This window comes from Streptomyces caatingaensis (assembly GCF_001187435.1).
GTDB lineage: Bacteria > Actinomycetota > Actinomycetes > Streptomycetales > Streptomycetaceae > Streptomyces > Streptomyces caatingaensis.
Window position 1 is genome coordinate 163,436 of the sequence record NZ_LFXA01000002.1, and the last position, 13,206, is coordinate 176,641.

At 69.0% G+C, this 13,206-nt stretch carries 10 protein-coding genes; 6 read left to right on the forward strand and 4 right to left on the reverse strand.

The annotated features are described in order from the left end of the window. The first annotated feature begins 100 nt into the window (after positions 1–100). The 3 genes from AC230_RS01505 to AC230_RS01515 all read left to right on the forward strand — a co-directional run bounded on the left by AC230_RS01505 (position 101) and on the right by AC230_RS01515 (position 7,224). Complete coding sequence (locus AC230_RS01505) at positions 101–5,452, forward strand: RHS repeat-associated core domain-containing protein (RefSeq protein ID WP_049714093.1); 5,352 nt, start codon at positions 101–103, stop codon at positions 5,450–5,452. Beyond that, complete coding sequence (locus tag AC230_RS32345) at positions 5,449–6,063, forward strand: hypothetical protein (protein ID WP_157868475.1); 615 nt, start codon at positions 5,449–5,451, stop codon at positions 6,061–6,063. The genes AC230_RS01505 and AC230_RS32345 overlap by 4 nt, the downstream gene beginning before the upstream one ends. A gap of 411 nt (positions 6,064–6,474) precedes the next feature. Further along, positions 6,475–7,224 carry a Dyp-type peroxidase gene (locus tag AC230_RS01515; RefSeq protein ID WP_049714095.1) on the forward strand — a complete coding sequence of 250 codons (750 nt, stop codon included), beginning with the start codon at positions 6,475–6,477 and terminating at the stop codon, positions 7,222–7,224. On the opposite strand, the gene AC230_RS01520 is transcribed toward AC230_RS01515, so the two are convergent. Together AC230_RS01520 and AC230_RS01525 are read right to left on the reverse strand one after the other, a co-directional pair. Further along, positions 7,208–7,417: a DUF397 domain-containing protein gene (locus AC230_RS01520; RefSeq protein ID WP_049714096.1), complete on the reverse strand. Its 210-nt coding sequence runs from the start codon at positions 7,415–7,417 to the stop codon at positions 7,208–7,210. The genes AC230_RS01515 and AC230_RS01520 overlap by 17 nt on opposite strands. Next, complete coding sequence (locus AC230_RS01525) at positions 7,401–8,249, reverse strand: helix-turn-helix domain-containing protein (protein ID WP_049714097.1); 849 nt, start codon at positions 8,247–8,249, stop codon at positions 7,401–7,403. The genes AC230_RS01520 and AC230_RS01525 overlap by 17 nt, the downstream gene beginning before the upstream one ends. A 114-nt stretch (positions 8,250–8,363) precedes the next feature. Here AC230_RS01525 and AC230_RS32350 point away from each other — a divergent pair, with 114 nt between their 5' ends. Then, positions 8,364–8,507, forward strand: coding sequence for a hypothetical protein (locus AC230_RS32350; protein ID WP_157868476.1), 144 nt, complete (start codon positions 8,364–8,366; stop codon positions 8,505–8,507). A 186-nt stretch (positions 8,508–8,693) separates the two neighbouring features. Here the strand turns inward: AC230_RS32350 and AC230_RS01535 are convergent, their stop codons facing one another. Both AC230_RS01535 and AC230_RS01540 read right to left on the reverse strand, forming a co-directional pair. Continuing rightward, positions 8,694–9,746, reverse strand: coding sequence for a pyridoxal-phosphate dependent enzyme (locus tag AC230_RS01535; RefSeq protein ID WP_049714928.1), 1,053 nt, complete (start codon positions 9,744–9,746; stop codon positions 8,694–8,696). 143 nt (positions 9,747–9,889) lie between these two features. Further along, entirely contained in the window at positions 9,890–11,584 is a 1,695-nt protein-coding gene (locus tag AC230_RS01540; protein WP_049714099.1) for a PucR family transcriptional regulator, read from the reverse strand. A 243-nt stretch (positions 11,585–11,827) separates the two neighbouring features. Between AC230_RS01540 and AC230_RS01545 the strand changes: the two genes are divergently transcribed. After that, positions 11,828–12,715 (forward strand): FAD binding domain-containing protein, encoded by an 888-nt coding sequence (locus tag AC230_RS01545; protein WP_049714100.1) that lies wholly within the window; start codon positions 11,828–11,830, stop codon positions 12,713–12,715. After that, positions 12,706–13,203: a (2Fe-2S)-binding protein gene (locus AC230_RS01550; protein ID WP_049714101.1), complete on the forward strand. Its 498-nt coding sequence runs from the start codon at positions 12,706–12,708 to the stop codon at positions 13,201–13,203. Before AC230_RS01545 ends, AC230_RS01550 begins: the two co-directional genes overlap by 10 nt. Positions 13,204–13,206: the final 3 nt, after the last annotated feature.

The following is a 13,206-nucleotide window of genomic DNA, read 5'->3' on the forward strand; positions in this document are numbered from 1 at the left end:
ACACTGCGGCTGACCGCCTCGCACTCGGCTGATGCCGGCCGGCTGACATCGGACGGTCCGCCGCCTGTGCTGGATATGTCGCGGCCGGGTCAGGGGCGGAGTGGCGACCTTCGAGGGGAAGACAGGAGAATCCGTCAGCCTCGCGGCCACCGGGACAACTGTCAACGCGACCCTGGACATTCTCCAGCCTGATGGCAGGGCAGCCGGTTCCTTCACCGCGGTGAAGGGCCGTGACACGGACTGGGACAGCCCGCCGCTCCTCATGCCCGGCATCTACACCGTCCGTGTAACCCCCAAGAACACGGAGACCGGGAAGGTGGCACTTACCCTGTCCCGGCCCGTGGACCTCGGTACGCTCCCCGCCGGGGGAGACTCCGTGGAGCTCAAGGTGACGCGCGCCGGGCAGAACGGGACGGCGTCGTTCGGCGGACGGGACGGCACCGCACCGACGCTCTCCATCGCCGGCAACACCTTTGCCAAATCGCTCTTCGTCACGGTCCTCGCGCCTTCCGGCACCAAGGTGTTGAACGACGGACTTGTAGGAGCCGGACGCCCGGCCACGTTCTCCCTGCCGAAGCTGTCGGAACCCGGAAATCACCGGGTGGTGATAGCGCCGCAGTTCGCGGCCACGGGTTCGCTGAAGCTGTCCGTCAAGGGTGCGACCGAAGTCCGGGCGTCGGCCGGTCCGACGGCCCGGCCGATGGACAAGGCCGTTGTGGGACCGGACACATGGGACCCGGACCCGGCGAGCCTGGCCGGCCAGGACTGGGTCACGCGTCGTGGGAGCGTATCGAAGACTCCCGGGACACTCTGGGGCGAAGGCGACCGTACGGCACTCACCGGGCATGTCCTCAAGCTGAACGGGCTGCCGCTGGCGAAGGTGAAGGTATCGGTCGGCAAGGTGAGTTCGCAGACCGACGAGCACGGACGGTTCCTGCTTTCCGGCATCGACGAGAGTGCCACAACCCTTGTCGTCGACGGCAGCACGGCGAATACGAGGGATCGTGAATACGGGGTCTTCCACATCAGGGTGCGGCCGAGGGATCGGCAGATCGTCGATATCGGGTTCCCGGTCTGGATGACCCCCCTGGACACCGCACACACCGTGTCATTCGCCGCACCGGCCCAGCGGGATGTGGTGCTGAGGACCCCGAAGATACCGGGGCTCGAAGTCCGCATCCCCAAGGGGTCGGTGGTCCGCGACGGAACGGGCAAGCCGGTCACCCGTCTGGGAATCACCCCGATCCCCATCGACCGTGCACCGTATCCGCTGCCCACGAATCGTGTGGTTCCGGTGTTCTTCACGGTGCAGCCGGGCGGCACCTATGTCTTCCCCAAGGGCGCACAGATCATCTACCCCAACTACACCCATGAATCCCCGGGAACCGGCGTCGAGTTCATGGACTACGACCCCAAGGGCAAGGGCTGGTACGTCTACGGACACGGTGCCGTGACTGCCGACGGCCGCCAGGTCGTACCTGATGAGAAGACCCGTGTCTGGGCCTTCCACGGGGCGATGTTCAACATCAGCGACCTGATCCCCTGGGACCTCTCGCGGATTGCGGACGTAGGCGATTGGCTGTCGGGAGACCCGGTGGACCTGGGGACAGGGCTGCTCACCGATGCCCGGACGGACCTTGCGTTTGCCGATCCACTGGGATCCGCGGAGGTCAACCGCACCTACTGGCAGGGAGATACCCGGAGCCGGGCCTTCGGGATCGGCCGCGACCTGTCGTACAACGCCTTCCTGAACTCCAAGGAGCAGTACAAAGAGGTCGATCTGTACCTGCCGGGTGGGCAGAGTGTGCACTATGTGCGTACCTCGTCCGGGACAGGCTACAGGGACGCCGTCTTCGAACCTTCCGGTACACCAAGTGGATTCCACGGTACGAAGATCTCCTGGAACAACGCCAGTGGGTGGGATCTCCGCTTCCGGGACGGCAGCACCTGGGTCTTTCCCCAGTACGGAGCGGTGAGTGAAGTCCGCGACCGGCACGGGAACTCGGTGCGGATCGAGCGGGAGTCGTTCAATGGACGCAAGAGCCAGGCGAATCGCATCGTGACCCCGGGCGGGCGTTGGATTGAACTGTCCTGGGATGCCCAGCACCGGGTTCGTGAGGCCCGCGACAATCTGGGCCGGACCACGGGCTACACCTATGACAGTGCAGGCCGCCTCGAAACCGTGACCGATCCGGCGGGCAGGACGAGCCGCTACACCTATGACGGAAGCAGCAACCGGATCGCGTCCGCCACGGACGCCCGCGGCATCACCTACATGACCAATACCTACGATGCCGGCGGACGGGTCAAGGAACAGACCCTCACCGAGGGAGCGAAGTATTCCTTCTCCTACACCATGAACGGTACGGGGAGGATCACGGGGACAGAGGTCGAGCGACCGGGCGGCAGCGTTCGCAAAGTGACCTTCGATGCCGAAGGGTTCGGAGACTCGGACACCATCGCCCACGGTACCGACCTCGCGCGGAAGACCGTATACGAGCGAGGGAAGAACCATCGGATCGAGGCGGTCGTCGACCCCTTCGGCAGACGCACCGAGCTGCATTACGACGCCGCCGGCCATATCACGTCAACGACCGAGATGGCGGGTACCGGCAAGGCTCGTGAGAGCGGCAAGACAGAATTCACCGGCCCCTTCGACCAGATATCCCGGTCCACCGACCGACTCGGCAACGCCACGTCCTTCGGCTATGACGCGCAGGGTGATCTGCGGACGATCACGGACGCCGAGGGACGCAGGACCGCGATCGACTACACCCCTCAAGGGCAGGTCAGCAAGGTCACCGACGCCGCCGGTGCGGTCTCCACATACAGCTACAGTCATGGCGAGCAGGTCGCGGTGAAGGACGCCGAGGGCAGGGTGTCCCGGCAGTTCAAGGACGCCGCCGGACGGCCCACCCATCTCTCGGACGCGGCCGGCGCGGAGAGCACGGTCGCATACGACAAGCTCAACCAGACCTTCCGCACCACGGATCCGCTCGGCAGCAGCATCGCTTTCAGTTACGACGACAACGGAAACCTGACCTCGCTGACCGACGCCCGCGGCAAGACTGCGACGTGGACGTACGACGACGCCGACCGGCAGAGGACCGCCACCGATGCGTTGGGGGCCACGGCGTCGTTCGCGTACGACTTGGCGGGCCGGATCAAGCGCGCCACCGCCCGTTCCGGCAAGGCGGCGACCGTCGACTACGACATCCTGGGGCGCCCGAAGGCCGCAGCATACGGTGTGGACGGAGGCGGCACGGCCGAGTCCACGGTGGCGTACGAATACGACGACCTGGACCGGCTCCGCCAGATGACGGATTCCACCTCCGGTAAACAGTCCTTCGCCTACGACGACTACGACCGCCCCAAGAGCATCCTCGGGCCGACCGGAGAAGTGACCTACGGCTACGACCAGGCCGACCGTCGGATCCAGATGACCGCTGCGGGGACCAGCACTGCTTACGGCTACGACAAGTCGGGCGTGCTCACCTCCCTCAAGGCCGGGTCCGACACCATTTCCTTCGCCCTCGACCCGGTCGGCAGAGAGAAGACCGCCACATTGCCCGGCGGGTGGACACGCACCACGGACCTGGACAATTCGGGGATTGTCAGGACCATCTCGTACGCCCATTCGGGATCCGCTGTCGGTGACTTGAACTACGCCCGGGACGAACGAGGCTTACAGACCGGCCTGACCGGAAAACTCGCCAAGGTCGCCCTTCCCGCAGCGGAATCGGGGGCTGCCTTCGATGCTGCCAACCGCCTCACAGCGCTGGGCGGCCGGTCCTTCGCCTATGACAAAGACGGCCGTCTGACATCGGACGGCCTACGCGACTACACCTGGAACGCACGTGGTCAGCTGACCGGCTTGACAAGGAATGGCGCCACGTCGTCATTCGGGTATGACCCGCTGGGCGGGCGCGTGTCAAAACAGGTGGATGGCAAGGCGTCCAGGTTCCTGACGGACAACGGCAACCCCCTCGCAGAGCTGGATGGTTCGGGAAAGCCCTCCGCGACCGTGACCACCTCCGGTGTGGACCAGTTCCTCACCCGCACCGAAGGCGGGCGGACCCAGGTCTACCTGACGGATGCGATGGGCTCGGTGGTCGGCCTGGCCAACGAGGACGGCACCATCGCAACCCGCTATGCGTACGACCCGAACGGCCAGTCCCAGTCGAGTGGTTCGGCGTCCTCGAACCCCTATAGCTTCACGGGCCGCGAGGACGACGGTACCGGCCTGCTCTACTACCGCAACCGCTATTACGACCCGGCCACCGGGCGCTTCATCTCCCAGGACCCGATCGGACAGGCCGGCGGCCCCAACCTCTACCAGTACGCCCTGTCGTCCCCGACCACGTACACGGACCCGTCCGGGCACAATCCCATGGTCGCCGGGTGCGTGGTGGGCGGGCTCATGGACGGCGGAATCGACTGGCTCGGCCAGCGGCTGTCCGGTCGCAAGGTCAGCTGGGGGCAAGTAGCCACCGCGGCCGCGAGCGGTTGCCTGACCGGGATATTCATGGACGGCCTGGGGGCGTTCATGGGGGCCAGGGGCGGCAGCAAGGCGGCGCAGTGTCTGAGGAACAGCTTCACGCCGGAGACTCCGGTGCTGATGGCCGACGGCACGACCAAGGAGATCTCGGAGGTACAGGTCGGTGACCAGGTCATCGCTACGGATCCCGAGACCGGTGAGAGCGGCGCACGTGCGGTGACGGCACTGATTCGGGGGGATGGGGAGAAACATCTCGTCGACCTGACGATCACCGGACCTGAAAGTGCTGATGGTTCGAAGGTTGGGCATCTCACGGCAACCGATGGACATCCCTTCTGGGTTCCTGACCTCCATCAGTGGGTGCCTGCCGAAAAGTTGAAGCCTGGGCAGTGGCTCCGTACCAGCAGCGGGACCTGGGTGATGGTCACTGCGGTACGCCATCACTCGACTGCGGCTGCAGTGAACAACCTCACCGTCGAGGGACTTCACACGTACTATGTACTCGCTGGCTCTCTCCGGGTTCTCGTCCACAACAGTTCTTGCGGGCCAGTTGCGAACAACAACCCCGACCCCGACGCCCTATCGCTTGAGATGCTGGAAGCAGAGATGGCAGGACTTTCCCGCCTCACAGCAGGGAGTCTGGGATTCACTAAGGCAATCAGTGGCGGAGGGTGCTATCTGTGGGCCGTGGACGAGAGCGGCGCGCTGCACATCATTCCCAGTGGCAGCGGAATCCACCATACAGTTCTGACCAGAGGTAACCCTGTTCTGGGGGTCGGGCAAGTAGTGTTCAGGAACGGGCGAGTTGTGTCCTTGGACAACATGACCGGACACTACACTCCTTGCTCCGAATGTTCTGCCGAGTTCCTCAACCACGGAGTCACCGCATTTGAGCGAGCTGGAATACGCGTGCCTCTTCAGGCGATTCGCGACTACGGAGGGAGAGCCCCATGACGCAGACTGAACGGGAGTATGCGGAACTGCGGGCGCTACCTCGATCCGAACGGCTTGCATGGGTGCAGAGACTATTCCCTGATGGCGCCCCACCTCAGTGGTGGTTGGCGATGGTGGAGTCTGCCGAGGTGGGGGTCTGCCGAGCGCGGAATATCAGCTACCACGAACGCAGAGAAGGATTTGAGTTCGCGGTTTCACTCTTGCACGACGCCTGCGAATCAGGCGGCATGAGTCCATGCTATTCGGCTTCATGGCTGGTCAGACTGACGACTATCGCGCTCGATGTCGGTATGTCACCCGAGGATCTTCCCTCGGAAGTGACCCCGGACGGAGTGGCCCGCCTGGTACTTGATCGCCTTCCGCTGTCGCAAGCGGAGGTTTCGAGCGTGAATGCGTTGTTCTTGGACGACCTGCATAGCGGACGGGAGCGGTATTACCAGCCCGGTGACGACCTGACCCTGATCGGGCAGCGGGCTAATGGGCGGCTCCGATTACTGCAAGAGATCCTTTGGGTGGTGCCCGCACTGGAATGCGTAGTGGATCGCCTGAGCGATGAACAGCTGGTAGGTGAAGTGCGAGGCTGGCTCCACTGCATTGCCCAGCTGGATTAATGAACGACTCTGGTGGGCTGTTGCCCCTCAGAGTCGGCATGGGAATCACCAACTTTGCTGGAGTTGGATCCGCACCTGGGGAGTTGAATGGTTCGGTGGCAAACGGTGGGTCGTCGAGCCCTGTTGGGGCTCGCGGGAACGCTGCTCGTCGGAAGTGCAGGGGCCTGCCGGCACGCCGGGTCCGACGAGCCCGGGGAGGGGGGAGGTACTCGGTGGCAGACTCCGGCTCAGCTGCGCGGTCCGGCGCCGGCGCCGTACATACGCGTCACAGCACTCGATCTGAGTGGTGATGAATCCCAGCGTGCCGCGGAGTTGAGCCGCCTGGTGCGGGCTGTCGGTGGGGCCGGAGGAATCGCACTGGGTGCGAGTCTGTTCGACGGTGGAGGCAGCCGGCCTCGCCATCTGCGGAAGATGCCGTCCTTCCCGGGCGATCTGTTGGATCCCAGAACGTCGCACGGTGACGTCCTGGTCCAGATCGAGGCGCGTTCGCGGTCGGCCGCCGCAGAGGCGTCGGACCGGCTCCTGGGGGCTTTTCCGGCGTGGAGGCTCCGCTGGCGGATGGATGGGTTTCTCGCGGGCTCCCGGACCGAGCGGGGGAGGGCCCTCACCCGTGACCCTTTCCACTTCACCGAAGGCTTCGGTAACCCGCCCAACGAGCGGGAGGTCAGGGACCGTTCCCTGGTGAGGCCGGGGCAGGGTGAACCGGACTGGGCCGTGGGCGGCAGTTACCAGGTCGTTCGCCTGGTGCGACTCGCGACCGAGTTGTGGGACATGGATTCCCAGGAGGAGCAGGAACGGGTCATCGGGCGGCGGCGGGACGGGCGATGGCTGGACGGGACACCCGCCGAAGAGGAACCGGAATTCCGGGCCGATTCCAAGGGGCGTATCACACCACTGACTTCCCACGTCCGTATGGCCGCCCCGGACCGGCGGAACCTTCCTCCACTGGTACGCCGCAGTTACGGTTACGACCGGGGCGACGGCGACACCGGGCTGATCTTCTCCTGCTTTCAACGGGACTTGGCGGACGGCTTCGAGGCCGTGCAGAAGCGGTTGGAAGGGCAGGAGTTGGGCAGGTACATCCTCACTTTCGGCGGTGGCTATTTCTTCGTTCCGCCGCCCGGTGATGCGTGGATCGATGCTGTCAGCCGCCGGCGTTGAGCTCGGTGATGAACGAGTGCCAGGGCGACGAGGAGAAGGTGAGGGACGGTCCTTGGGGGCGCTTGCTGTCCCGTATGGGTATGGTGCCGTGCTCGGCCAACCCTGGTGCCCATTCCAGGCACATGCCGCCTTCGCCGCTGCTGTAGCTCGACTTGACCCAGTCCGCTTCAGTGAGGTCAAGGGGTGTTCTCATCTCGAAGTTCCTCCATCGACTTGCGCAGTTGGCTCAGTGATTCCTCCGGCGAGAGCGCGTCGGCACGCAGCCGGTCGTAGAGCTCTCCCGCTCTTGCCACCTTCGCAGACGAGTCGATCACGCGCCCCATGCCCTGGGCTTCGGTGTACAGGACGTTGGGCGAGTCCTCGAATTTCAGCAAGGTGAAGCTCTCGCCCGTCGGCGGCGCCCCCGTGTTGAAGGGAAGCAGCTGCAGGGTGACGTGCGGTGACTCCGCCGCGTCCATCAGATGGGCCGCCTGCTCGCGCATGATGGCGGAGCCACCGACCGTGCGTCGAAGGCATGACTCATCCAGAATCATCCAGAGGAGAGGGGGCCTGTCTTTGTCCAGGACGTCGCGGCGTCGCAATCGTGCGGCCACCTTCTCGGCGGTCGTCGCGAGTTCATCGCGCGGGTAGGCGGCACGGAAGAGCGAGTGTGCGTACTTTTCGGTCTGCAGAATGCCGTTGACCAGGTACGAGCTGAAGTCGAGAATCTCCGTCGCCCGCGCCTCCAACTCCAAATACGGCAGAAACCACTCCGGATGCCCCCGCCGGGACGCCCGCTTCCACAGCCGCATGAACGTCCCCGGCGTCCCGAACACCTCGTCGCAGTGCGCGGCGAACTCCGGCGACCCGATCCGGTCCCCGCTCTCGACCATGGCCACGTACGACTGCCCGTACCGCGCCCCCGCGCCGAGTTCCCGCTGGCTCAGGCCCCGTGACAGACGCCACTCCCTGACCTCCGTGCCATACTCCGAACCCCTGGAGTCCGAACTGTTGGGCGACTTGGCCAAGGCGCAACTTCCCCTCATCACACGTCACTTGTGATGCCGCCAACCCTGTCGTCAAGGGCGCCGATCGGCAAGTCTGGGCCGCACGGTTGATGCCCGCCCGCCGGGGGCGGGACACGCGGAGGATCGAACGCAATGACGGAAACAGTGGTGGTGCCATGTGTGAAGTGCCGCAGGATCAAGAGCGCCCATGCCAGGGCGGCGGCGGCCCGGCGCACCGCCGTGGTGGACAGGCTGATCGCCATCATGGGCAGGCATCTGCGCAGGGAGCACGTATGACCCTCGTGCCCCTGCCCCACAGCGCGGGGCCGCCTCTGCGGAGTGACGACCGGTGCCCGGTCTGCCTCCGAATCCATGACTCCATGGTCGCAGCAGGACGGCGGGGGGACGGCAGGGCCAGGGAGCTGTTCCGTGATGCGCTCGTCCGTCATCGGGAGTTGCGGCACACGTCATGAGGCCGACGGCTCATGGGGCCGGCGGCGCCGCCTTCAACCCCGTTCCGCACAGCGGCGCCACCGCGAACGGCCGGTCGTCCTCCCTCGGGGGCGCTGGCACCGCGCCCGCCTCCAGTGCCGCCCAGCACACCGCCGACGTCGGCTCCACGTACAGGCCGGCCCGCGCCAACTCCCGGTGGGCGGTGCGGATCCGGTCCTCCGGCACGGTCACCACCGTGCCGCCGGTCGCGGCGACCGCCGCCCGGATCTGGGCGCCGCGTGCCGGGCGGGCGATGGCGATGCCCTCGGCGATCGTCGGCCGCGGGGTGATCCCGGCGGGGGACGCCAACGGGGCGCAGGCGGCGGCCTGGACGGCGGTGATGACCGGCATGCGGTCGATGAGGCGCTGCTCCAGCAGCTCGCGGCAGCCGAGGTACGCGCCGAGGACCAGCGTGCCGTTGCCGGCGGGCAGGACGAGGGTCGCGGGGAGGCGGCCGCCCAGCTGTTCCCAGAGTTCGAAGACGTAGGTCTTCGTGCCGTGGACGAAGAAGGGGTGGTGGACGTGGCTCGCGTAGAAGACGCCGGGCTCGTCGGCCACCCCCGCCGCGGCCTCGGCGGCGGCCTGGCGCGGGCCCTCGATCCGGCGCACCTCGGCCCCGTACGCGCGGAGCTGGCCGAGCTTGCCCTCGGAGGTGGCGGCGGGGACGTACACCGTGCAGGGCAGTCCGGCCCGGGCGGCGTACGCGGCCACCGCCGCCCCCGCGTTGCCGCTGCTGTCGGCCACCAGCCGCGCGGCGCCGAGGCGTAACGCGAGGGCGGCCAGCACGACGGCGCCGCGGTCCTTGAACGAGCCGGTGGGCATGAGGAAGTCGGCCTTGAGCAGGACGTCGGAGCGGCCCGGGGCGGACACCAGGGGGGTCATGCCCTCGCCCAGGGTGATGCGCGGCGGGCCGGGCACGGGCAGGGCCTCGGCGTAGCGCCACAACGTCGGCGGGCGGCGGCCGAGTTCGAGGGCGTTCGGCAGCGCCGGGTCGAAGCCGTGGACGTCCAGCAGGCCGCCGCACGCGGTGCAGCGCCACGCCATGTCCGACAGCGGATGCAGCCGCCCGCACGAGGCGCACCCCAGCGTCACCCGACTCACCACCCCGTTCACCACCTGTCACCTCCCGGACGACACGAGTCTCGGACGGGCGGTCCGGCCCGGTCAAGATCGACTCCGGTCGTCGGTCAGCTCATCCGCAGGGCCAGGAAGAAGTCCAGCTTGTCCTCCAGGCGGGACAGGTCGCGCCCGGTGAGCTGCTCGATGCGGCCCACCCGGTACCGCAGCGTGTTCACGTGCAGGTGCAGCCGGGTCGCGCAGCGCGTCCAGGAGCCGTCGCAGTCCAGGAACGCCTCCAGGGTGGGGATCAGCTCGGCGCGGTGCCGGTGGTCGTACTCGCGCAGCGGGTCCAGGAGGCGGGCGGTGAAGGCGCGGCGGACGTCGTCGGGGACGAAGGGCAGCAGCAGGACGTGCGAGGCCAGCTCCTGGTGGCCGGCGGCGCAGACGCGGCCGGGGCGGGCCGCGGCGACGCGCCGGGCGTGCCGGGCCTCCTCCAGGGCGCCGCGCAGGCCCTCCGCGGACGCGACGGGGGCGCTGACGCCGAGGGTGAGGCGGCCGTCGCCGTCCAGGCCCTTGGCGAGGGGCGCGCGGATGGCGGCGAGGAGCGCGTCGGCCTCCAGGCCGGGGGCGCCGGAAGCGCCGGAAGCGCCGGAAGCGCCGGACGCGTCGTCCGCCGGCGGCAGCGGCACCAGCGCGACCGCCTCGTCGCCGGAGTGCGCCACGGCGATGCGGTCGGACGGCTCGGTGCCGGCGGCCTCCGGGGCGACCAGCACCTCCTCCAGCAGGCTCTGGGCGACCGGCCCGCCGGCCGGCCCGTCCCCGTCCGTCCACTCGACCTTGGCCACGACGACCTGCCAGTGCGGGGCGGTGACCGGGCCGGGGAGCAGGACGGGGGCGGCGACCCGCAGCCGGGCGGCGGTCTCGGCGGGGGAGGCGTTGGTCTGGACGAGCTCCAGCACCTCCTGGGCGAGGCGGCGGCGCACCGTGCGGGCCGCGTCCCGGCGCTCCCGCTCGACGGCGATCAGCTGGGTGACGCCGTGCAGCAGGTCCAGCCGCTCGGCCGGCCAGTCGCCGGCGTCGGCCTCGACGGCCAGCACCCAGTCCGACAGGACGGTCTCGCGGACGTCGGCGGGGCCCGCCCCCGCGCCGTGGATCGGGAAGAGCGAGTAGGTGACGGCGCCGGCGAGGACGCGGTGCGGGCCGCGGCGGCCGGAGCGGGCGGCGGCGAGCTGCTCGCCCGCGAGGGTCGCGGCGGTCGCGGGCGGCAGCGCGGGGCCCGTGCCCGTGAGCGAGGAGCCCGCGATCACGCGGCCGGTGGGGGAGAGCACCCAGGCGCGCAGGTCCAGGTCGGTGCCGAGCAGGTCGAGGACGACCTCGGGGCCGCCGCCCGCCGGGCCGGAGGTCATCAGCCGCCGGTGCCGGTCGACGACCGCCGCCAGGTCGCCCGCGCGCTCGCCGGAGACCTGCCGGACGACGTACTCGGTGATGGACGCGAAGGAGACCTTCTCGTCCACGGAGAACAGCGGCAGCCGGTGCCGGGCGCACGCCTCGATCAGGTCGTCCGGCGTCGAGCTGATCTCCGCCTCGCCGGCCGCCAGACCGGCCACCCCGGCGGCCGACAGGATGCGGACGAACCGCTCGGAGTCCGCCGGTTCGCGCCGCCAGGCCAGACCCGTCAGGACCAGCTCGCCGCCCGACAGGTAGCGGCTGGGGTCGCGCAGGTCGGTGGTCATCACGCCGCGCACGGTCCGGTCGAGCTCGTCCTCGCCGCCGAGCAGGCGGAGGCCGAGCGCCTCGGTCTCCAGCAGTGCGCGCAGCCGCATCGTGGGTCGCCGCCGATCTTTCTCGATGTTCTGGGTGTTTCCGGTGCGAAGCCGTGAGGTTTCGAGGCTCCGCCTTTCGTTCGAATCTACAAGACCCACCCGGCGACCAGCCAACCGCTTCATCGTTTCGGTGACTGCTCGCACCCGCCGGGCCCTCGCTGTACTGGCTGCACGCGGCGCGCACACACGGCAGACGACCCACGGAACCACGGCACACGGCACCCGACCGAGAAGAGAACGCCCATGGACTTCCTGCGCCCCGCCCGCTGGGAGGAGGCCCTCGCCGCCAAGGCCGAGCACCCCGCGGCGGTCCCGATCGCCGGCGGTACGGACGTGATGGTCGAGATCAACTTCGACCACCGCCGCCCCTCCCACCTGCTGGACCTCACCCGCGTCACCGAGCTGTACACCTGGCAGGACGCCGGCGACCGGGTACGCCTCGGCGCCGCCGTCCCCTACGCCCGCGTCATCGAGCGCCTGGCCGGCGAGCTGCCCGGACTGGCCCTCGCCGCCCGCACCGTCGGCTCCCCGCAGATCCGCAACCGCGGCAGCGTCGGCGGCAACCTCGGCGCCGCCTCCCCGGCCGGCGACTCCCACCCCGCGCTGCTGGCCGCCGGCGCCGAGGTGGAGGCGGAATCGGTGCGCGGCACGCGGCTGATCCCCGTCGAGGAGTTCTACACCGGCGTCAAGCGCAACGCCCTCGCCCCCGACGAGCTGATCCGCGCCGTCCACGTCCGCAAGGCCACCGGCCCGCAGCAGTTCTCCAAGGTCGGCACGCGCAACGCGATGGTCATCGCCGTCTGCGCCTTCGCCCTCGCCCTCCACCCGGACACCCGCACCGTGCGCACCGGCATCGGCTCCGCCGCGCCCACGCCCGTCCGCGCCCGGACCGCCGAGGACTTCCTGAACGCCGCGCTGGCCGAGGCCCGTTGCTGGGACACCGGCGCGCCCGTACCGCCCGCCGTCGCCGCGGAGTTCGCCCGCCTCGCGTCGGCCGCCTGCCGACCGATCGACGACGTGCGCGGCAGCGCCGCCTACCGCAGGCACGCCGTCGGCGTCATGGCCCGGCGCACCCTCGCCTGGGCCTGGGAACAGCACACCACGGGGGAGGGGACCGCCCGATGCGCGTGAACGTCACCGTCAACGGCCGCCCGCGGCAGGCCGACGACGTCTGGGAGGGCGAGAGCCTGCTGTACCTGCTGCGCGAGCGGCTGGGCCTGCCCGGCTCCAAGAACGCCTGCGAACAGGGCGAGTGCGGCTCCTGCACCGTCCGCCTCGACGGCGTCCCCGTCTGCGCCTGCCTGGTCGCCGCCGGGCAGGCGCACGGCCGCGACGTCGTCACCGTCGAGGGCCTCGCCGCGCGCGCCGGCGCCGCCGAGGGCCATCTCTCGCCCGTCCAGCAGGCGTTCGTCGACGCGGGCGCCGTGCAGTGCGGCTTCTGCACCCCCGGCCTCCTCGTCGCCGCCGACGACCTGCTGGAACGCGACCCCGACCCGTCCGACGCCGACATCCGCGAGGCCCTCTCCGGCAACCTGTGCCGCTGCACGGGCTACGAGAAGATCCTCGACGCCGTCCGCCTCGCGGCGGCCCGCACCGCACGCTCCGGACAGGGGGCCTGAGCC

Excerpts from the sequence above, each read along its gene's own strand:
- AC230_RS32345 (WP_157868475.1), top strand. The coding sequence starts at position 5,449 with ATGACGCAGACTGAACGGGAGTATGCGGAACTGCGGGCGCTACCTCGA.
- AC230_RS01515 (WP_049714095.1), top strand. The coding sequence starts at position 6,475 with ATGCCGTCCTTCCCGGGCGATCTGTTGGATCCCAGAACGTCGCACGGT.
- AC230_RS01520 (WP_049714096.1), bottom strand. The coding sequence starts at position 7,417 with ATGAGAACACCCCTTGACCTCACTGAAGCGGACTGGGTCAAGTCGAGC.
- AC230_RS01525 (WP_049714097.1), bottom strand. The coding sequence starts at position 8,249 with ATGAGGGGAAGTTGCGCCTTGGCCAAGTCGCCCAACAGTTCGGACTCC.
- AC230_RS32350 (WP_157868476.1), top strand. The coding sequence starts at position 8,364 with ATGACGGAAACAGTGGTGGTGCCATGTGTGAAGTGCCGCAGGATCAAG.
- AC230_RS01535 (WP_049714928.1), bottom strand. The coding sequence starts at position 9,746 with ATGGCGTGGCGCTGCACCGCGTGCGGCGGCCTGCTGGACGTCCACGGC.
- AC230_RS01540 (WP_049714099.1), bottom strand. The coding sequence starts at position 11,584 with ATGCGGCTGCGCGCACTGCTGGAGACCGAGGCGCTCGGCCTCCGCCTG.
- AC230_RS01545 (WP_049714100.1), top strand. The coding sequence starts at position 11,828 with ATGGACTTCCTGCGCCCCGCCCGCTGGGAGGAGGCCCTCGCCGCCAAG.
- AC230_RS01550 (WP_049714101.1), top strand. The coding sequence starts at position 12,706 with ATGCGCGTGAACGTCACCGTCAACGGCCGCCCGCGGCAGGCCGACGAC.